Origin of the sequence: Staphylococcus hsinchuensis, assembly GCF_038789205.1 — a bacterium.
Taxonomy (GTDB): Bacteria; Bacillota; Bacilli; order Staphylococcales; family Staphylococcaceae; genus Staphylococcus; species Staphylococcus hsinchuensis.
The window spans coordinates 1,374,825-1,395,879 of the sequence record NZ_CP128355.1 but is presented as its reverse complement, the minus strand read 5'-3'; the positions used below and the strand labels follow the sequence as shown (position 1 = coordinate 1,395,879).

The following is a 21,055-nucleotide window of genomic DNA, read 5'->3' as shown; positions in this document are numbered from 1 at the left end:
ATTTAAAGTATATGGATTAAAGAGAGGCTAAACAATGACAAACGTTGTACTAAAATTATCCGAATCTGAGATACAGAAACTTATCTCTAAATTATCATTTGAACAAACTCATCTGCCACAAGGCATGAAAGCGAAAGTAAAACATCAAGGCACATCAATTTCGATTTACAATTCGAATAAGGTTATGTTTCAAGGCAAAGATGCTCAAACGATTGCATCACAATTATTACCAAACCATACATCTGAGAAACCATCGAAAGAGTCATCAATTAAAAATAACACTCCAAAATATAATCAATATCATTGTATCGGTAGTGATGAAGCTGGTAGTGGTGATTACTTTGGTCCTTTAACTGTATGTGCAGCCTACATTTCTAAAGAGCACGTCGAGTTATTAAAAACATTAGGCGTTGATGATTCTAAAAAATTAACCGATAAAAAAATTGTAGAAATTGCTGAACAACTGATTACATTTGTTCCCCATTCGTTATTAACTTTACAAAATGATAAATATAACGAAAGACAAAAATCGGGTTGGTCACAAGTTAAAATGAAAGCAGTGTTACATAACCAAGCTATCCTTAATGTTACACAAAAAATTGATAACGAAGCATTAGATTACATAGTTATCGATCAATTTGCACAACCAGGTGTTTATAAACGATATGCATTAACCGAAATACCTTTTAGTGAAAAAACAAAATTCGAAACGAAAGGTGAATCTAAATCTTTAGCCATTGCTGCTGCGAGCATCATTTCTAGATATGCATTCGTTAAATATATGGATCAAATTGCTAAAGAAGCTCACCTAGAGATACCAAAAGGTGCGAGTAAAAAGGTAGACCTTGCCGCTGCAAAAGTGATTGAACGCTACGGTATCAATTATTTAGATAACATCTCTAAAAAGCATTTCGCAAATCGTAATAAAGCTCAAAACTTAGTTCAACAAAAGCATAAATAATTATTATAAACAAAGTAACCCAACTTACTATATTTCACCCATAAATATAAAATCCCCCCGTTAAGGGTTTGTTTCCTTAACAGGGGGTTATTTATAAATTCATCTATCTAATTGTAGCACCAATTTCTTGTAAAGAAGTTAAAATTTCTTCATGTACTGCATTAACTTTTTCATCAGTTAACGTTTGTTCTGTATCTAAATATGAAAGTCGAATAGCAATTGATTTTTCATCTTCAGCAACATGTTCACCTTCATAAACATCAAAGACTTCTGCATTTTGTAAAATATCACTACCATGTTCACGGATAACTTGAATTAAACTTGATGATGGCATTTGACGATTAACGAGTAATGCAATATCTCTAGATACACCAGGATATCTTGGGATAGGTTGATAATTGATATATCCAACAGACACGTCCATGAGCTTATCGTAATTTAATTCGAATACATACGTTCTATCCAAGTCATTCTCTTTAGCAACACGAGGATGTAATTCACCGATAAACCCTACTGTTTCGTTATTCAACTTGACGATAGCAGTACGTCCTGGATGTAAACCATCCACTTCACCAGCTTCGTATTCAAATTGTATATCAAGCTTTTCAGCAATACGATCTACAACACCTTTAGCAACGAAGAAATCAATCTGTTCCTTCTTACCTTGCCAAGTATTCCAAGTATAATCACCTGTTAAAATACCACTTAAATATTCTACTTCATCAGGTAATTGGCCTTCCCCATTACTAAAGAATACGCGTCCTAGTTCATATAGGCGAACATTTGTATTTTTACGGGCCACATTGTAAGCTACAGCGTCAAGTAAATGTGGGATTAAACTTTGACGTAATACTGCATGCGCCTCACTCATTGGCATTAACAATGAAATTGTAGATCTATCGACTAACGCAAAATCTTTCGCACGATTCTCATCAACTAATGAGTACGTAATAGCTTGACTTAAACCAGCACCTTCTAAAGATGCTTTAATGACACGTGATTTTGATTGTCTATCTGTTAACGCACCATTTGTTACTTTATTGAATGTTGGTAATGTAGATGGTAATGCGTCATAACCGTAAATTCTTGCGATTTCTTCAATTAAATCTGCTTGAATTGTAATGTCTTTACGTCGTGATGGTACATACACTGTTAATGCTGAACCATTACGTTTTGTTTCAAATCCTAATTGTACAAAGATTGATTCAATTTCATCTTCTGATAGAGATAAACCGATTGTCTGATTAATTTTGTCTACAGTTATTTGAATTGGTGTCGTAAATTCTCCTAATTCACCTTTAGCTACACGTCCTTCTGTGACGGTGCCACTCGCATATGTTTCTAATAAATAGCATGCTCTGTCAACCGCTTCATCAACGAATTCTGTAGCGATACCTTTTTCAAAACGACTTGAAGATTCACTCTTTAAGTTTAATCGTCTTGATGTATGACGAATTGATACTGGGTCGAATATTGCCCCTTCAATCACTACATTCTTTGTATTCTCTGTAACTTCTGAAAAATCTCCGCCCATTACACCAGCAATCGCAATAGGTTTTTCACCATTTGTAATTACGATATCTGAATCTACTAATGTTCTTTCTTGGTCATCCAATGTAGTAATTTTTTCATTGTCATCAGCTCGTCTTACCTCAATCACTTCTGAACCAATTTGATCTTTATCGAACATGTGTAATGGTTGACCATATTCTAGAAGAACATAATTCGAAATATCTACGACGTTATTAATTGGTCTGATACCTGCTTTGATTAATCGCATTTGCATCCATTCTGGTGATGGACCAATTGTTACGTTTTTAACTACTCTTGCACTATAGTATGGAACTTTATCTGTGTTCTGAACATTTACAGACAATGTATTTGATGCTTCTTCAGATGAAGCTTTACTTGTTGTTTTAGGTTTAGTTAATGGTAAATTGTATAACGCCGCTGTTTCGTATGCGGTACCAATCATACTTAAAGCATCGGCTCTATTTGGTGTTAAATCAAATTCCATCACTTGATCATTTAAATAAAGTGCTGTTAACGCATCTGTACCTGGTTGAACTTTTTCTGAAAATACATAAATACCATTTTCAAATGCTTTTGGAACTAAGGCAGCTGGAATGCCTATTTCTTGAAGTGAACAAATCATACCTTCAGAGCGTTCTCCACGTAATTTAGCACGTTTAATCTTAATGCCACCAGGTAATCTACCCCCTACAGTAGCTACAATAACTGTTTGACCTGCATCCACATTTGGTGCACCACAAACAATTTGTACAGATTCTTCTTCACCGATATCGACTTGGCAAATGTTTAATTTATCTGCATCAGGATGTGCTTCGATTGATTCAATATAACCGACAACAATATTCTTTATATCTTTTGTATAATCGACGATATCATCGACTTCAATACCTGTGCGTGTAATTTTCTCAGCTAATTCATCGACAGGTTGATCGATATTTACGTACGTTGACAACCATTCTTTTGAAATAATCATTATTTTTCACCTCTATCTTCTACTGCTTTAAATTGATCTAAGAAACGAATATTATTCGTGTAAAAATGACGGATATCTTCTATACCATATTTCAACATAGCAATACGATCAGGTCCCATGCCAAACGCAAAACCACTATATTTATCTGAATCGAATCCTGCCATTTCTAATACATTTGGATGGACCATACCAGCACCTAAAATTTCAATCCAACCTGATTGTTTACATACGTTACAACCTGATCCACCACATTTGAAGCATGATACATCAACTTCAACTGATGGTTCAGTAAATGGGAAGTAACTTGGTCTTAGTCGAATTTCTCTATTTTCACCAAATAAGTGCTTTGCTAACAATTCTAACGTTCCTTTTAAATCGCTCATTTTAATATTTTCATCTACGACTAAGCCTTCAATTTGCGTAAACTGGTGACTGTGTGTCGCATCATCTGAATCTCGACGGTAAACTTTACCAGGGCACAAGATTTTCACCGGACCTTCGCCATTACGTTGTTCTAGCGTTCTAGCTTGTACTGGTGAAGTATGTGTACGCATTAAGATTTCTTCAGTAATATAGAATGTATCTTGCATATCTCTAGCTGGGTGTGATTTCGGTAAGTTAAGTGCTTCAAAGTTATAGTAATCTTGCTCAACTTCATAACCATCAACGATTTCGAAGCCTAGACCTAAAAATAAATCTTCAATTTCTTCAATCGTACGTGTTAATGGGTGTTTCGCACCAATCGCTACTTTACGACTCGGTAAAGTGACATCGATTGTTTCACTTTGCAATTGTTGTTCTAATTGTTGATTCGCTAATAGTTCACGGCGTGCTTCAATTTCTCCTTCAATCGTTTGTCTTACTTCATTTACCTTTTGACCATAAGCAGGCTTTTCTTCATTTGGTAAATCTTTCATATGTTTCATTAATCCTGAAACAGAACCTTTTTTACCTAAGTATTTAACTTTTACATCTTGTAATTCTTTTTCATTTTGAGCTTCATTTATGTCTACTAAAGCTTGTTGTTTAAGCTCAGTCATTGTCTCAGATTGTGTCATCCAAAATCCTCCTATATTTAAAATGTATGACTTAACATCTATATGTAATCATTAAAAAAAGACTTCCATCCCTGAAACTGGGACGAAAGCCTTCCGTGGTACCACCCAAATTTATGCATATGCATACACTTGATATCTTTGATAACGGAAATGATTTCCGACTTAAATTTCTTTAAATAACCAAAAAGATGAAAAAAACTAATCGCAAAGGAATCGCTTTCAGTCTATGGCTCTTCTCCCTTTCACACTTGCTGAATATCAGTTTACGTCTTTTTCTCGGTTTATATTTGTTTGTCTTTAGTCATAATATCAACTTTATTATATACGATTTTAAATGTAAGGGTCAACCTTTCAAATGATACATCATAATACTTCCAGCAATAGCTACATTTAAACTTTCAGCTTGACCATATATTGGAATAGTTAGATTTTTTGTAGTGTGTTCAAGTAAATCTTGGTTAACGCCTTCTCCTTCGTTTCCTAATAACAAGGCAAAACGATTTTGACTTTCAACTTGACGATAAGATACCGCACCTTCAACTGTTGTACCATACACATCACCATCAAATTCGTCCATGAATTGTTTTAAATCCGTCGTAATTATCGGTATATGGAAGACACTACCTTGACTTGCACGTAACACTTTATCTTGATAAGGGTCAGCAGTCCCCTTTTCTAGAACGATTAAATCTAACCCTACTGCATCAGCTGTTCGAATTAACGTTCCTAAATTACCTGGATCTTGTATGCGATCAATTAACAAGACTTGTTGATGTTCATCTGGTGCAAATTGCGGTTTCTCGATGACCGCGAATAAACCTTGAGGTGTAACTGTACCTGATAACACTTCAGCAACCTTTAAGTTAATTTCATACACTTCTTGGGCAGCTTCAAGGAGTTCACCATCAATACGGTCTATATCTATTATAAATAATTGGTTAATGACAATATTACTTTTGGCAGCTTCTTCAATGAGATGGATACCTTCTATTAACGCGTTTCCAGTTTTATCTCTTTCACGCTTCTTTTTTAACTTGTTTGCTTGTTTAATTTTACTATTTTGTGCTGAAGTAATAGATTCCATTTTCATACCTCATTTATAATTATTATCTTTTATTCCATGTTTACATTGAGCGACGGACATATGCTTTCCAACATAGAAGTCGGATATTCCACTTATATAATATATAAAAAAATCGTTCAAAAATTATTTCACAAATAATTAATGAACGATTATACAATAGCTTATACTAGCCATTAAAATTATTTAGATACAACTTCTTCACCATTGTATGATCCACAGTTTTTACATACGCGGTGAGATAATTTGTATTCGCCACAACTTGGGCATTCTGTCATACCAGGTACAGAAATTTTAAAATGCGTACGACGTTTATTTTTTCTTGTTTTTGACGTTCTTCTTTTTGGTACTGCCATGATTAATCCTCCTTATTTTTCAATTACGCAATAATTCTACTCGAATCCAATAATCTATTATACTATAAAATATTTAGATTCGCTATTACTCTTTGTCATATAATTGTTGCAGTTTTTGAAGCCTAGGGTCGACCTTTTGAGAACTTGCATCCTCATCGTCATTCTCATTAGCGATTTCGGCCGCTTGTTCTTCGTCAATAACTTCCCAACCATTACCTTCTGTCAACATTTGGTCACTATCTTCAGATACAACGCGCATTGGTTTCTCAATAATAACGAGTTCTTCTGCAATGTCTTTAAGATTAATCATACCATCTGATGCATCGTGATAATGTTCATCTTCTTCGTCATCACTACCAAATTGCTCGTATCCTTCTAAATCGAAAACTTCTTGAGAATATATATCTAAAGGTACATTAACAGGAACTAATGTACGTGCACATGGCATTGTATAAGTTCCTTTAATATAAATATCTGCAATAACTTCATTAGATTTCACGGTTAATTCACCGTCTACATTTATCTCAGATAAATCAATTAAATCCAATGTTTCTACAAGATGATCAAATTTCACCGTATGGTGGAATTCGAATGGTTTATCTTGGAATTTTCTTAATTGTGTTATCGACCATTTCATCTGGCTTCACCTCTAACAAGCACAAAATTTATTTTAACTTTATAGATATAAGTTGTCAAGATTTTTTCTTAACACATTATCATCTGTTACAATATCTATAATGAATACTGAAAGGAAGAAATGCAAATGAAAAGTGTCGCACTAATCACTGAATACAATCCTTTCCACAATGGACACTTATACCATGCAAAAAAGGCAAAGTCAATGACTGATGCCGATGTTTCTATAGCTATCATGAGTGGTCAATTTGTTATGCGAGGCGAACCTGCCATTTTTAATAAGTTTATTCGGACAAACATGGCACTTCAAGCGGTTGACTTAGTTGTAGAATTACCTGCACTTGCATCACTTTCAGCAGGTCCTTATTTTGCTACTTCAGGCGTTAAAATTGCGGATTACTTAGAGGCCAATCACTTAGTCTTTGGTAGCGAATCAGGCGATATCGACGCATTTAAATCATTAAGTACAGAATTGAGTCACATTGAACAGTCAACCGAATTTCTAAAAAAATCCAAAGAAGGTAAAAGCTATCCACGAATCATTGATGAATTAATGCCAGATACAACGTTACTTTCTTCTCCAAACAATATTTTAGGACTATCCTATGTCAAGGCGATCAACAACGAAGAGTCTGAAATGAAACCATGGACGATTAAACGCGTACACAGCGACCATCATAATTCAACTATTGCTAATAATACTTTTGCCAGTGGAACTGCGATACGCAAATCTATATTTGATGGTAATGAGCTTTGGCAACATGTTACTCCTTTCCCACATACGCTCATAAATTCAGCACCGCCTATCACATCTGAAGACACTTTTAATTTTTTAAAATATGCAATCCTCACTCATAGTGTAAACGAACTTAAACAAATTTATACGATGAGCGAAGGGTTCGAATATCGTCTTAAGGGATATATTAAAAAAGCCAACTCCTTTGGTGAATTGGTCAACATGTTGAAAACAAAACGTTACACTCATACACATATTCAACGACTGTTAATGAATGTTCTGTTAAATAATCAAAAAAATGACTATCTTGAAGTCATCCCTGCCGTTAGAATATTAGGTATGAATGCTACTGGGCAAGCTTATTTAAAATATTTAAAGCAATCATTTCCAGAAAGAAATTTTATTACTCAAGTGAACCAGAAAAATAATCATTTCTTTAAAAATGAAATTCATGCTACAGAAATTTATAATTTACTTTCACCACAATTGGAGCAAACTGACTTCAATACACCGGTGATACGAAAATAAACATTACCTGCAACAATTTTAAATAAAAAAGTACCAGCCTCTAATTAAATTTCCTCTATTTAGGGCTGGTTTATTATATTAATTAAATTTCTTGTCTAAGGCTTTAGCGACGTGTGGAGGTACAAAATTGGACACATCGGCTTTATATGCAGCGACCTCTTTCACAATACTTGAACTGATAAATGAATAATTAGTACTAGTCATCATATACATCGTTTCCACATCATGATTTAGTTTCTTATTCATTGAAGTTAACCGTAATTCATATTCAAAGTCACTTACAGCTCTCAAACCTCTTATAATTGTTTCTGCACCAATTTCATTACAAAAATCAACGAGCAATCCGTTAAAGTGATGCACTGTTACATTATCTAAATGTTTAACAGACTCCTCAATCAGTTCAATACGTTCTTCAACGGAAAAAGTACCCGACTTACTACTATTTCTTAATACACAAACATGTAACTCATCAAATCTGTTGGCACTTCTATCAATAATATCGATGTGACCGTATGTTATTGGATCAAAACTCCCTGGGATAACTGCTTTTGTTGTAGACATATTAATCTCCTTTTTCTAATAACAATGTATCTGTTAAACCATAATGATAACGCTTTATTTCTTGGAAAGGCGCTATTTCTATCTCTTCTTGATGCTTGAACTCACACACGATAATACCATTTTTCTTTAATAAATCAAACTTAGCAATACCTTCTAAAGCGAAATCAATGAGCCCCTTTTCATAAGGTGGATCTAGAAAAATGATATCAAACTGAATATCTCTTTTTGATAAAGCTTTTAATGCACGATCTGCATTATTCTTATATACTTCTGCATGAGATTCGATATTTAAATTTTTTAGATTACTTTTAATGACTTTAACTGCTTTGAAGTTTTGGTCTACGAAAATCATTTTCTCCATACCTCGAGATAAAGCCTCGATTCCTAAAGCGCCACTACCAGCGAATAAATCTAAGCCAATACCTGAAATATCCTGTAAGCTATTGAACATACCTTCTTTTACTTTATCCATAGTCGGACGTGTATTGCGACCTTCTAAACTTACAAGGGGTTTACTTTTATGGATTCCTGAAATTACTCTCATTTAATTTACACTTCCAATCTTATAACATATTATATATATTGTTTAGTTTAAAAGGAGGTCAACAAATTGAAACAATCATTCATCCCGTTAGGCGAAGGGCTAACAGATTTATTTGAATTTACTACGCTAATTGAATATAACCACCAACGCATCAATCATATCGTTTATTTCCATACTCCTGAGTCAAATAAACGACTTTCTTCTGTTGCCATTGTCATGGAACCAACGAGTGGCAAACATTTTCAAGCAATGTATATTATGGTCAATGCTTTAAATTACCCACACCCTGAACCTAATAAAAAATATAACATCATTAATAAGCAAGCAGAACAGTATAATGTAACTATCAAAGAAATAGATGTTCAACCACCTGAAACATTTCACCAAATTGAACTATATTTCAATTATTTAACGAGTGTAATACGTCTCCAAAGATGGATTCCACCCTTACAATAATTCATCTATACCGAGGCCATTAAAAATACTATACCATTATACAATTTCTAAACTGAACATCAGTCTAATAGCTTTCTATCCCCCGATCAAGCTTGAATTAGGAATATTCGTGGCGTTCACGTTCGTAGTTCTTTTTCAATGTCTTGTATGGGGATCCTTCAATTTGCATGACATACTTTAAGCCCATGAGTTTGCTTACAATTTGATCTGCATCTGATTCATTAATATACATAATGACGAAACGTTTTTGTCTATTACTATGAACGATATGGCCAAACTTTCGAATTTGTCTTTCATGTTTCATATGCTTCAAATATATAATTAAACTTGTCCTAGATATTATCTCCATATTTATCACTCCATCTATTAGCCCTTATATAATATCATGGTCACTCTTATTAATAAATGACAATCGTTTTAAAGTTTGTGAAACATTTGCTATATTTATGAATATACACATGTTAATAAAGGGGACTGACCATGGCAACAATCAACAAATTCTTTAAGCACACATTTCTTGGCATCACAGGCATTGTTAGCAGTCTTTTATTTATCTCCAAGTATAAAAATAAACCGAAACGTCTACAAATCCCACCGTTTTTCTCTAAACCAGCTCCATATTTTTTTGCTCATATTGGCGGAAATCACCACGTTCCTGGTAATACGAAACTAGCCTTCCATCATGCAAATAAACATAAAGTAGATGGTTTTGATATCATTTTAAGAATTACTAAAGATCATCATTTCATTGTATTTAACGATATAGACTTGGATGCTTCTACGAATGGGTCAGGTAAGGTTTCAGAACATACACTTGCTGAATTACAAACATTAGATGCAGGATATCATTACGTAGATATCAATGGTAATAAACCATTCGTAGGACACCCAGATGCTAAATTACAGACTTTGGAAGAGTTATTGCAAGCTTTTCCCGACAAGCGATTCATTATTCATATTAAAGATAATGAAAATGATCCAGAAGGACTTCCTGTCCCTGAATTATTGCTTGATATTATAAAGAAGTATCAAGCAGAATACCGGGTCTTAGTTACGAGCGAACATGTAAAACAACTCGAACGTTTCAAAGTCATCAGTGAAGGTCATATTGCATTAGGTGCGAGCCAAGGTGAGATATTAGAAGCCTTTGTAAAATATAGATTCGGTGCGAGCAATTTATTTGAAGCACGTAGTCACGCATTTCAAATGCCAATCGAAATACAAGGTATTAAAATAACATCACCAAAATTCATTTATTGGTTAATCGAACGAAACATTGTCCCTGGTTTTATTCATATTAATAATTTAGATTTAATCGATGATTTAATAGTGCTTGGCGTACATACTATTATTACCGATCGACCAGACCTCGTCGATCGATATAAACAATCAAATTACTAATTGAGAAAGACTAGAAAAAGCACTCAGTACAAATGTACTAAGTGCTTTTTTGAATTTAAAATTTGTCTGTGTTTTAGTTCTATACCGAACAGTTACATGAACCTCCAGTTGAACATCCGCTTTCATCTTTTTGGAAAAATGGATTTCCTGTTTCAATTTTTACATTATCTGAAACTGCATAAGCTATTTTAACAATGACTTCGTCTATTAAATTTTGCAGAGCTACTTCTTTTTGTTTGTATTCGATAACAACTGGTAACATTTCATAAGCACGTTTTCTCTTTCGTGTTTCGAGCATAATTTGACGATAATCGGGATGATATTTACCGAAACGCATCACTTCATCGTATTGACCTTTCGACTTCAGAAACGCTTGATATAATAAGTGCGCTTCTTCATCAGATTCTAAGTTGCTTTCAGCTGTTTTGAATTCCATGAAAATACGTGAAGACATGATCTTATCTCCTAGTGCTTCAATATCATCAAGTATTGTCAGTGTTTCTTCTGTAATCATCAAATGCGCTCCTTTCTATTTTTCCTTTACAAATATAAGTGTATAGTAACCATCCATTACTTCGCCACCCATTGAATTGTACTTGGAGTTAAGGATTCTTGATCTGTGTATGTCAGAGTTTAACCAATTATGCATAAGTGTAGGTACATCATTAAAGTCGTAGCCGACATTTTGGCTTGCAGAAGTGAATGAAACATGTTGATTATTTAATTGTTGTTTTAAAGCATTTTCTGTGAATTCAACACTTTTATTATCAGTGGCTTCATACAAGTTAAATGAGGCGATATGTGCTATTTTATTATTTATTGTTAAAGGTTTTACATGTTTTAACTTACGCATTTCATTTGTAATCTCATATAAAGTAATGAGTTGATTTGAATTTTGTTCATAAGGCACATCATTATTGTCATTCTTAATTTCTTTATTTCCTCCAGAAGCTACCATCCGATAAGGTTTAATCGTTGCTAGAGCATCACTATCTAAATAGCGTACAGCAACAATTTTATTAGATTGCTGATCCATAAATATTTGTGCGTAAGTATCGTCAAACTTTACTAATGCCTGTGTTTTCATATCTGAATCAGATAATTCTAAATCATAACGCTTACCGTTTGACTTCACTGTTGGTTCAGGATTTACACTGAATTTTTCAAAAACTTTAGATGCCTCATCATTAATATGTATTGGATCTACATGTGCCCCTTCTCCAGTTGCATAAACAGATTTAATAATTCCTTTTTTCGCTGAAACGATATAATAAGAATCTTTATTTTTAAATACGTAATTTTTATATTTCTTCTGATATGGATATACTCGGTCAGCTTGGCCGTAACGTTCAGTCAATTTGCTCACGTGTTGGCCTACCCACGTCCCCACACCTTTTTTAGGTTTTGGGTTATTTTCTGTGACATCACTCTTTTTCAAATCCTTCTGTTGATTCTTATTTGTCGTTGTTTCGTTTGGATTTTCTAGTACATCAAACTGTAAACGTGGTGAGTAAAATAAATAAATTATGAAACTCATCAATAGAAGTACACCAATAACTTTAATTATTAGCTTTGTCATCGCCCACCCACCTAAACATTCTTTCGTTTATTGTACATGTATCTTGTTCAAACAAGCAAGACAAGTCTATGTAAATTTTTTATAAACTTTTGATTTATTATTTTTTCAACTTTTACTAAAGTGACTAACATTTCAATTTCGGGTATACACATCAGTGTGAGGTGAAAGTTTATGACATCAATTAATATACAAGGTGCCAAGCAAAATAATTTAAAAAATATTTCAGTGGATATTCCCAAACATAAAATAACTGTTTTTACAGGACGTTCTGGTTCTGGAAAATCTTCATTAGTGTTTAATACAATCGCTGCTGAATCAGAAAGATTATTAAATGAAACATATTCTACATATATTCAACATCAGTTAACTCAATATGCAAAACCTAATGTAGATCATATTGAAAATTTACCGGTAGCTATGATTATTAACCAAAAGCGCCTAGGTGGTAATTCACGTTCTACAGTGGGCACAATTTCCGATATTTACGCGTCTGTACGCTTACTTTGGTCACGAATTGGTGAACCATTCGTAGGCTACTCCGATATCTTCTCCTTTAATAACCCGAAAGGTATGTGTGAACAATGTTCAGGTTTAGGTTATGTGGAAGATATTGATTTGAACGAGCTATTAGATTTTGACAAATCTTTAAATGAAGATGCGATACGATTCCCATCATTTAGACCAGATAGTTGGAGAGGTAAAAGATATGTATATTCTGGTTTATTTGATAATGATAAAAAACTCAAAGACTATACTAAAGAAGAGTTAGATACATTCTTATATACTGAACCAACTAAACTTAAAAATCCACCTGAAGAATGGCCTAGAACAGCAAAATTTGAAGGACTGATTCATCGTTTCCGCCGTTCGTTTTTACTTAATGATAACTTTGAGAAAAAACGTTTTAAAGAAGCGATAGATCGAGTTGTTACTTCAAGTAAATGTCCAAAATGTGAAGGTAAACGTTTAAGTCAAGAAGTTTTAAAATGTAAAATCAACGGTCTAGATATAGCAGATTTTACTGCTTTAACAATTGATGAAGCGCTGAAGTTTATTCAACAAATTAAATCTGAAAAGGCTCAAGTCATCATAGAACCATTAAAAAATCAACTTGAATCACTCAGCTATATCGGGCTTCATTATTTAACATTATCGCGTGAAACGAACACGTTATCTGGTGGCGAATCTCAAAGAATCAAACTTATTCGTCATCTTAATAGCCCTTTAACAGATTTAGTTTATATTATAGACGAGCCGAGTATTGGTCTGCACCCAGATGATATTGAACGCATAAATGAAATCATTTTGTCTCTGAAATCTAAAGGTAATACGGTACTCGTAGTTGAACATGACCCTGACGTTATTCGTATCGCTGACCACATAATAGACTTAGGTCCGTTAGCTGGTAAAAATGGAGGCGAAATTACATTTACTGGTGACTACCAATCATTGATAAACTCCACAACAAGTACTGGACATGCACTGAGACAACAACATCATTTTAAAAATGAAATAAGAAAACATGAAAATTTCTTTAAGTATGCTCATATTAAGCACAACAACATTAACGACATTTCATTTAAAATTCCGGAACAAGCAATGACGGTTGTTACAGGTGTAGCAGGTTCAGGAAAGAGTTCACTAATCCATGCTGCACTTAATCATTCTGAACAATCTATATTTATTGATCAGAAGCCCGTTCATGCATCTAACCGTTCTAACTTGCTCACTTATCTTAATATTTTTGATGATGTGAGAAGTTACTTTAGTGAAAATACCAAGCTCAAGAAGTCTATGTTTAGTTATAATTCAGAAGGTGCTTGTCCAGAATGTAATGGTAAAGGTGTATTAAAGACAGAATTAGCATTTATGCCAGATTTCACACAAGTTTGTGATGTTTGTAAAGGTAAGAGATATAAACCGAAAGTATTAGAAGCTACAGTAGATGGTTATTCAATAGCAGATATTCTCGATTTAACTGTTGATGAAGCTATTCATTTCTTCAAAGAGAAACCTAACATTTCAACGCCATTGCAATCTTTAAAATCTACAGGACTTAATTACATGACACTCGGACAGTCTCTAGATACATTATCTGGTGGTGAAGTACAACGCGTTAAATTAAGTAGATATATGACACATACGGTTCAAGATAAAATATTTATCTTCGATGAACCTACTACTGGTTTACACGAAGAAGATATACCTGTGTTATTGGAGTGCTTCAACAACTTAATCGAACAGGGCAATACGTTAGTGATTATTGAACATAATTTAACAATGATGACGTTTGCAGATTGGATGATTGATATTGGTCCATATGCAGGTGAAAACGGAGGCCAATTACTTTATGAGGGAGAGCCAAACGGTCTGTTAGATTGCAAAGACTCAGTAACCGCAAAGCATTTACAACGCTATATTTCTAATTAATGATATTTAAAAAGACCCAGCCAATGTATATAACATTGGCTGGGTCTTTTTAAATGAAATTATAAACCTAAGGTCGCTTTCAATAATGAAGTTGTGTGTCCACCTGGGTAAAGTACATATAATAATATATATACTGCTACGCCCGTAATTGCTGTAAAGAACCATACAATCGAAGCAATTGGACCAACAAATCGATGCACTTTAAATTTATCTTTAAATGCAGTTATGATTTGGATTAGTCCAAGTACCCCACCAATTGTCGCTAAGTTGATATGGAATACAAGGAAAATCGTGTAGTACGTCTTTATAGAATCTGGACCACCGAATGCTGTATTTCCAATAAATATCGTTCTTGAAACGTATATGATGAAGAACGAAAGTGCGAATACAGCAGCGGTTAACATGATTTTTTTATGACTTTCAATTTGTCTTTTCCAAATTTTGCGCCAACCTATTGCAACAAGAATGGCACTTATAACTATGAAACTGGTACTTAATGTAGGTAATATTGGTAAATTCATAAATTTCATCCTTATAAATATATAATTAGAACATTTGAATAAGTGAGACCACAACTACGAGTACAAAGAATACTACTAAATAATTTAAGGAATAAATAAACATCTTTGTAGCCCATTTCGTTTGATCTGAATCCTTTTTAAAGCTTGTTAATCCCATATAAATCCAACTGAGATTTAGTAATGTCGCTAATATAATAAATGTAACACCTAAATCGCTTAATAGGAATGGTAATGGAAGTAATAGTACAAGCCAGATAAACATGCTTACTCTCGTACGTTTAAATCCTTTAACTGAAGGTAGCATCGGGATATTAGCTAATGAATATTCATCTTTTCTCTTGATGGCTAAAGCGTAAAAATGAATTGGTTGCCAACAAAATACGACTAAAAATAATGCAATAGCTACCATACTGATATTTCCTTCAATAGCAGTCCAGCCAATTAACGGTGGAACTGCACCAGGAAAACTACCTATTACAGTATTCCATACAGTGTGTCGCTTAGACCAAATTGAGTAAAAAGAAACATATCCTACAATGCCTAACAGACCAATGACCCCTGATGGAATATTTAGTGCAAACAATAATGCTTCCCCAATAAGCATCATCCCAAAACTTAAAATTAATAAGTTTCTATCGGAAATACGTTCATTAACTGTGGGTCTTTGTTGTTTACTAGGCATGATACGATCGATATCTTGATCGTAATAATTATTTACAGCACATGCCCCACCCATGATTAACGTAGATCCTACTATCATCATTAATATTTGTGGTACAGACGAGAGAAAGGAGTGGTTTGCCAACACTATCGCAAGCCAAGCACCTGCAAATGCAGGAATTAAGTTACCTTGTACAAGCCCCATTTTAATAATTTGCTGTAACTCTTTAAAAGTTAATCGGCTTGTGTCATGTGACAAAGTGATATCTTTGTTCATAATCTCCCTCCTAAATTTTTCATATAATACAATGATATATTATTTTATAGTGATTTACTACATGTTTATCTAGATATTTGTGACACTTTAAAGACATTCAAAAATCGTCAATTTTATGACACAATTACTATATCATTTATTGTTATAATTATAGTTAAGGTTTATTATACGTTAAACAAAGATTATATTTGGGAAGTTAAAGCGCAATATTATCATGTCTTTATACGCTATTACATTTTATAAAGTCCCAATAGTTATTTTTAAGTGGGGTGTTCATTATTGTTTAACAAACGAAATCTCAAATGGTTATCGGTAACAGCTACACTTATCATGGTATGGGTACAACTTGGTGGAGCATTAGTGACGAAGACGGGTTCAGCAAATGGTTGTGGCTCTGATTGGCCATTATGTCACGGTGCGCTCCTACCCCAAAATCTACCGATACAAACGATTATTGAATTAAGCCATAGAGCTGTTTCTGGATTATCATTAATAGTAGTTATCTGGCTCACAATAGTAGCATGGAAACATATCGGTTATATCAAAGAAGTGAAGCCATTATCACTTATATGTATCGCCTTTTTATTGTTGCAAGCACTTATCGGTGCAGCAGCTGTCATGTGGCAACAAAATGCATACATTCTTGCCTTACACTTCGGTATTTCTTTAGTATCTTTCTCTTCTGTATTTGTATTGACGTTAATCATATTCGAGGTGGATCGAAAATACGAAGCAGATGAGCTATTCATTAGAAAACCTTTGCGTATCTATACATGGATTATGGCAGCAATTGTTTATTTAACGATATATACGGGCGCACTTGTACGCCATAAAAAAGCAAGTCTAGCATATGGAGATTGGCCATTACCGTTTCAAGACATTATCCCTCATAACTCACAAGATTGGGTTAATTTCACTCACCGAGGTATGGCATTAATCGCATTTATTTGGATTATGCTCACGTTTATACATGCGATTAATCATTATAAACATAATCGCACTATTCGTTATGGATATACGGCATCGTTTATTCTTGTGATATTGCAAGTGACAACAGGCGCACTATCAATCATTACACATGTGAATTTATTTATTGCACTATTGCATGCACTATTTATCACACTGCTCTTCGGATTAATTACGTACTTTATCGTACTCATGTTAAGAACAATACGCAGTGCAAAGTAATTCAATTTAGGAAAAAGGCAACGTCACATCAATACGTGACGTTGCCTTTTTTACTCTTCAGATTCGAATTCTACTAATAAATCTCCTGTTTCAATTGCATCATCTTGTGCTACCGTAATATTTTTAATCACGCCATCAAATGGTGCTTGAATTGTTGTTTCCATTTTCATTGCTTCTGTAATAATGAGTGGTTGTCCACTTTTAACAGTATCACCAATTGTCACTTTCACTTCATTTACTGATCCTGGCATCTGTGCACCAATATGGTTTGGGTTAGATTTATCGGCTTTAGGTTTCACACTTGCGTTTGTTTGTGCGTTTTCATCAGTGATATAAATACGACGCGCTTGACCATTCATATCATAAAAGATAGTACGCACACCCTCTTCATCAGGTTCAGTGATAGTTTTGAGCGTAATAATTAAACGTTTACCTCTATCGATTTCAATCTCAACAGTTTCATTAGCACGCATACCAAAGAAAAATGTTGGTGTATCTAATAAAGATATATTACCAAATTGTTCTTGAGTTGCTCGATATTGTTCATAAACCTTTGGATATAGTACATAACTGATAATGTCTTGCTCGGTAACCTCATTTTGTTGTTTATTTTCTAGTTGTTTACGAATTTGTTCAAAGTCCACAGGTTCAAGATATTCACCTGGTCTCGCTGACAATGGCTTCTCACCTTTCAATATGACATCTTGTAATTGCTTGTTGAAACCATTAACCGGTTGACCAATTTCACCTTTGAAAAAGGATACCACAGATTCTGGAAAATCTAATTTATGTCCTTGATCAATTACTGATTGTTCGTCTAAGTCATTTTGTACCATATATAATGCCATGTCTCCGACTACTTTAGAGGATGGTGTAACTTTTACCAAATCTCCGAATAGGAAATTCACACGTCGGTACATATCTTTCACTTCATTAAATCGATGACCAAGTCCTAAACTTTTAGCTTGTTGACTTAAATTAGAATACTGTCCACCTGGCATTTCATGTTGATAAATTTCAGTATTCGGCGATTTTATATCACTTTCAAAATCACTATAATATTGACGAACAATATTCCAATAATGCGATAGCGATTCTAAACCGTTTACGTCGGTACGAATGTTACGTTCAAAACCATTGAGCGCATAAGCTAAGGAATTACCACTTGGCTGACTCGTTAATCCGCTCATTGCAGCCACTGCAGTATCTATAATATCTACACCTGCATCTATCGCTTCTTTATAAATCATTAATCCGTTACCACTCGTATCATGTGTATGCAAATGAATTGGTAAATCAATAGCCGCTTTCAATTCACCTACAAGTTCATATGCTGCTTTCGGCTTTAATAAACCAGCCATGTCTTTTATCGCTAACATGTGGAACCCTTCTCGTTGTAAGGTCTTAGCCATTTTCACATAGTAGTCTATCGTATAAATATCAGATCTGTTTGGATTTAAAATATCACCCGTATAACAAATAGTACCTTCAGAAATCTTACCGGCATTGAGCACCGCTTCATTGGCAACTTTCATTTGATCTACCCAATTTAATGAATCAAATATCCTGAAGACATCAATACCCGCTGCTGCACTCTCTTTCACGAACTTTTTAATCACATTATCAGGATAGTTTTTATAACCAACAGCATTTGATGCTCGTAACAACATTTGGAATAACACATTCGGAATAGCTGTTCTTAATCTTTCTAAACGATCCCATGGGTTTTCTTTTAAAAAGTTATAAGCCACATCAAATGTTGCACCGCCCCACATCTCTAAAGAAAAATGATCTTGCATTACATCTGATGTTTTCGAAGCGATATTCATCATATCTTTCGTACGAACACGCGTAGCTAATAATGACTGATGGGCATCTCTAAATGTCGTATCAGTCAATAGCACATCATCTTGGTCTTTAACCCATTTAGCAACTGCTTCAGGTCCCTTTTGATCTAATAATTGCTTAGTACCTGAAAGACTTTCAATGTATTGCTTCGACACAGTAGGCGTTTTAAAAGTTTCAAAATGAGGTTTCGGACGCTTATCTACGTTTGGAAATCCATTAATCGTGACATTACCAATGTATTCTAGTGTCTTTGTTCCTCTATCTAAAGAAGGTTGGATATCAAATAATTCAGGTGTCTGTTCAATAAATTTCGTTGTATAATCTCCCGTTTTAAAATTTGGATGACGCATCACATTAATTAAAAATGGTATATTCGTTTTGACGCCTCTTATACGCATTTCTTGTAACGAACGATCCATTTTTTCTTCGGCCTGCTTGTAGGACATGCCATGGGTAGATAATTTTACTAATAATGAATCATAAAAAGGTGATATTTCTGCACCTTGGAAACCGTCACCAGCATCTAGTCTCACACCGAACCCACCACTTGAACGATAAGCGATAATTCTCCCTGTATCAGGCATAAAGTCATTTAACGGATCTTCTGTTGTAATACGACATTGAATAGCATACCCTAATGTCTGAATCGAATTTTGTTGTGGCATTGAGATAGCTTCGTCAAAGAGTTTCTCACCATTCGCAATTAACAACTGCGTTTTGACGGTATCGACACCTGTAATCATCTCAGTAATGGTATGTTCAACTTGTACACGCGGATTCACTTCAATAAAGTAGAAGTCTTTACCCGATACTAAGAATTCAACAGTCCCAGCATTAACGTAACCGATATTTCTCATGAGCTTAATTGCTTCCTCACATATTCGCTCTCTCAAATTGTCCTTTAAAGCAACAGAGGGTGCTACTTCAACCACCTTTTGATGACGTCGCTGAATAGAACAATCTCGCTCATATAAATGTACGATGTTCCCATGTTCATCACCAATTACTTGGACTTCTATATGTTTTGGATTATCAATATATTTTTCAATATAAACTTCACTGTTGCCAAATGACTTTTCAGCTTCTGATTTAGCTCGGTAAAATGCATCTTCTAATTCTGATTCAGAATTAACTATACGCATCCCTTTACCGCCCCCACCACTTATTGCTTTAATCATTAATGGGTAACCAGCTTCTTCAGCGAAAACTTGCGCCTCATTATAACTTTCAATTGGTCCATCTGTACCAGGAATAACCGTCAAACCTGCATTAATCGCAGTCGTTCTTGCTTTAACTTTATCCCCAAACATATCAAGATGTTCAGTGTAAGGACCTATAAACTTAATTCCTTCTTCGGCACATCGACTGGCAAATGTTTTATTTTCACTTAAAAATCCATAACCAGGATGTATCGCATCAACGTCTGCATGTTTAGCAACCTCAATAATCCGTTCAATATTTAAATAGGATTCAGCCGGTCCAAGATCCTCGCCTACTAAATACGATTCATCTGCTTTATATCTATGTAAAGCACCTTTATCTTCATTTGAATATATTGCTACCGTTTGAATGTTTAATTCTGTTGCAGCTCTGAAAATTCGTATTGCAATTTCTCCTCGGTTAGCTACTAATAGTTTATTGATTTTTTGCACAATAAAGCCCCCTTAAAGTGATTGAATATTCAAAAAATTAGGGATGTGAATTTATTAAGAAAAATCAATTGCTTAT

At 34.2% G+C, this 21,055-nt stretch carries 19 protein-coding genes; 6 read left to right on the top strand and 13 right to left on the bottom strand.

Annotation, left to right across the window (positions count from 1 at the left end; translation table 11 throughout):
• Positions 1 to 34 precede the first annotated feature (34 nt).
• Positions 35 to 961: a ribonuclease HIII gene (gene rnhC, locus QQM35_RS07010; protein ID WP_251516188.1), complete on the top strand. Its 927-nt coding sequence runs from the start codon at positions 35 to 37 to the stop codon at positions 959 to 961.
• Between the two features lie 103 nt (positions 962 to 1,064).
• Here rnhC and pheT read toward each other — a convergent pair whose 3' ends face one another.
• The 5 genes from pheT to QQM35_RS06985 all read right to left on the bottom strand — a co-directional run bounded on the left by pheT (position 1,065) and on the right by QQM35_RS06985 (position 6,599).
• Positions 1,065 to 3,467, bottom strand: a complete 2,403-nt coding sequence (pheT, locus tag QQM35_RS07005; RefSeq protein ID WP_251516186.1) for a phenylalanine--tRNA ligase subunit beta — start codon at positions 3,465 to 3,467, stop codon at positions 1,065 to 1,067.
• Positions 3,467 to 4,525, bottom strand: a complete 1,059-nt coding sequence (gene pheS, locus QQM35_RS07000) for a phenylalanine--tRNA ligase subunit alpha (protein ID WP_251516185.1) — start codon at positions 4,523 to 4,525, stop codon at positions 3,467 to 3,469. The genes pheT and pheS overlap by 1 nt, the downstream gene beginning before the upstream one ends.
• A 343-nt stretch (positions 4,526 to 4,868) precedes the next feature.
• Entirely contained in the window at positions 4,869 to 5,609 is a 741-nt protein-coding gene (locus tag QQM35_RS06995) for a TrmH family RNA methyltransferase (protein ID WP_251516183.1), read from the bottom strand.
• 179 nt (positions 5,610 to 5,788) lie between these two features.
• Positions 5,789 to 5,962 carry a 50S ribosomal protein L32 gene (gene rpmF, locus QQM35_RS06990; RefSeq protein WP_002435373.1) on the bottom strand — a complete coding sequence of 58 codons (174 nt, stop codon included), beginning with the start codon at positions 5,960 to 5,962 and terminating at the stop codon, positions 5,789 to 5,791.
• 85 nt (positions 5,963 to 6,047) lie between these two features.
• Positions 6,048 to 6,599: a YceD family protein gene (locus QQM35_RS06985; protein ID WP_251516181.1), complete on the bottom strand. Its 552-nt coding sequence runs from the start codon at positions 6,597 to 6,599 to the stop codon at positions 6,048 to 6,050.
• A gap of 126 nt (positions 6,600 to 6,725) precedes the next feature.
• Between QQM35_RS06985 and QQM35_RS06980 the strand changes: the two genes are divergently transcribed.
• Positions 6,726 to 7,862 (top strand): nucleotidyltransferase, encoded by a 1,137-nt coding sequence (locus tag QQM35_RS06980; RefSeq protein ID WP_251516179.1) that lies wholly within the window; start codon positions 6,726 to 6,728, stop codon positions 7,860 to 7,862.
• A 78-nt stretch (positions 7,863 to 7,940) separates the two neighbouring features.
• Here QQM35_RS06980 and coaD read toward each other — a convergent pair whose 3' ends face one another.
• The gene (coaD, locus tag QQM35_RS06975) at positions 7,941 to 8,423 is read right to left on the bottom strand and encodes a pantetheine-phosphate adenylyltransferase (RefSeq protein WP_251516177.1); all 483 of its coding nucleotides are present in this window, start codon (positions 8,421 to 8,423) and stop codon (positions 7,941 to 7,943) included.
• A 1-nt stretch (position 8,424) separates the two neighbouring features.
• A complete protein-coding gene (gene rsmD, locus QQM35_RS06970; RefSeq protein ID WP_251516175.1) occupies positions 8,425 to 8,967 on the bottom strand; it encodes a 16S rRNA (guanine(966)-N(2))-methyltransferase RsmD in 543 nt (180 codons plus the stop codon).
• A 66-nt stretch (positions 8,968 to 9,033) separates the two neighbouring features.
• Between rsmD and QQM35_RS06965 the strand changes: the two genes are divergently transcribed.
• A complete protein-coding gene (locus QQM35_RS06965) occupies positions 9,034 to 9,423 on the top strand; it encodes a DUF7147 family protein (RefSeq protein WP_251516149.1) in 390 nt (129 codons plus the stop codon).
• 97 nt (positions 9,424 to 9,520) lie between these two features.
• Here the strand turns inward: QQM35_RS06965 and QQM35_RS06960 are convergent, their stop codons facing one another.
• Positions 9,521 to 9,772 (bottom strand): YlbG family protein, encoded by a 252-nt coding sequence (locus QQM35_RS06960; RefSeq protein WP_251516134.1) that lies wholly within the window; start codon positions 9,770 to 9,772, stop codon positions 9,521 to 9,523.
• Positions 9,773 to 9,903: 131 nt separating this feature from the next.
• Here QQM35_RS06960 and QQM35_RS06955 point away from each other — a divergent pair, with 131 nt between their 5' ends.
• Positions 9,904 to 10,824 (top strand): glycerophosphodiester phosphodiesterase family protein, encoded by a 921-nt coding sequence (locus QQM35_RS06955; RefSeq protein WP_251516131.1) that lies wholly within the window; start codon positions 9,904 to 9,906, stop codon positions 10,822 to 10,824.
• 79 nt (positions 10,825 to 10,903) lie between these two features.
• Here QQM35_RS06955 and QQM35_RS06950 read toward each other — a convergent pair whose 3' ends face one another.
• Both QQM35_RS06950 and QQM35_RS06945 read right to left on the bottom strand, forming a co-directional pair.
• Positions 10,904 to 11,338, bottom strand: a complete 435-nt coding sequence (locus QQM35_RS06950) for a YlbF family regulator (RefSeq protein WP_251516129.1) — start codon at positions 11,336 to 11,338, stop codon at positions 10,904 to 10,906.
• Between the two features lie 15 nt (positions 11,339 to 11,353).
• Entirely contained in the window at positions 11,354 to 12,403 is a 1,050-nt protein-coding gene (locus QQM35_RS06945; protein ID WP_251516127.1) for a CAP-associated domain-containing protein, read from the bottom strand.
• Between the two features lie 171 nt (positions 12,404 to 12,574).
• On the opposite strand from QQM35_RS06945, the gene QQM35_RS06940 reads away from it, so the two are divergent.
• On the top strand, positions 12,575 to 14,833 hold the full coding sequence (locus QQM35_RS06940; RefSeq protein WP_251516125.1) for an ATP-binding cassette domain-containing protein: 2,259 nt from the start codon (positions 12,575 to 12,577) through the stop codon (positions 14,831 to 14,833).
• Positions 14,834 to 14,892: 59 nt separating this feature from the next.
• On the opposite strand, the gene QQM35_RS06935 is transcribed toward QQM35_RS06940, so the two are convergent.
• Positions 14,893 to 15,354 carry a DUF420 domain-containing protein gene (locus tag QQM35_RS06935; protein WP_251516123.1) on the bottom strand — a complete coding sequence of 154 codons (462 nt, stop codon included), beginning with the start codon at positions 15,352 to 15,354 and terminating at the stop codon, positions 14,893 to 14,895.
• A gap of 25 nt (positions 15,355 to 15,379) precedes the next feature.
• On the bottom strand, positions 15,380 to 16,291 hold the full coding sequence (cyoE, locus tag QQM35_RS06930; RefSeq protein WP_342610295.1) for a heme o synthase: 912 nt from the start codon (positions 16,289 to 16,291) through the stop codon (positions 15,380 to 15,382).
• 279 nt (positions 16,292 to 16,570) lie between these two features.
• Here cyoE and QQM35_RS06925 point away from each other — a divergent pair, with 279 nt between their 5' ends.
• Positions 16,571 to 17,479, top strand: coding sequence for a COX15/CtaA family protein (locus QQM35_RS06925; RefSeq protein WP_251516119.1), 909 nt, complete (start codon positions 16,571 to 16,573; stop codon positions 17,477 to 17,479).
• Between the two features lie 50 nt (positions 17,480 to 17,529).
• Here the strand turns inward: QQM35_RS06925 and QQM35_RS06920 are convergent, their stop codons facing one another.
• Positions 17,530 to 20,979 carry a pyruvate carboxylase gene (locus QQM35_RS06920; RefSeq protein WP_251516117.1) on the bottom strand — a complete coding sequence of 1,150 codons (3,450 nt, stop codon included), beginning with the start codon at positions 20,977 to 20,979 and terminating at the stop codon, positions 17,530 to 17,532.
• Between the last annotated feature and the right edge of the window lie 76 nt (positions 20,980 to 21,055).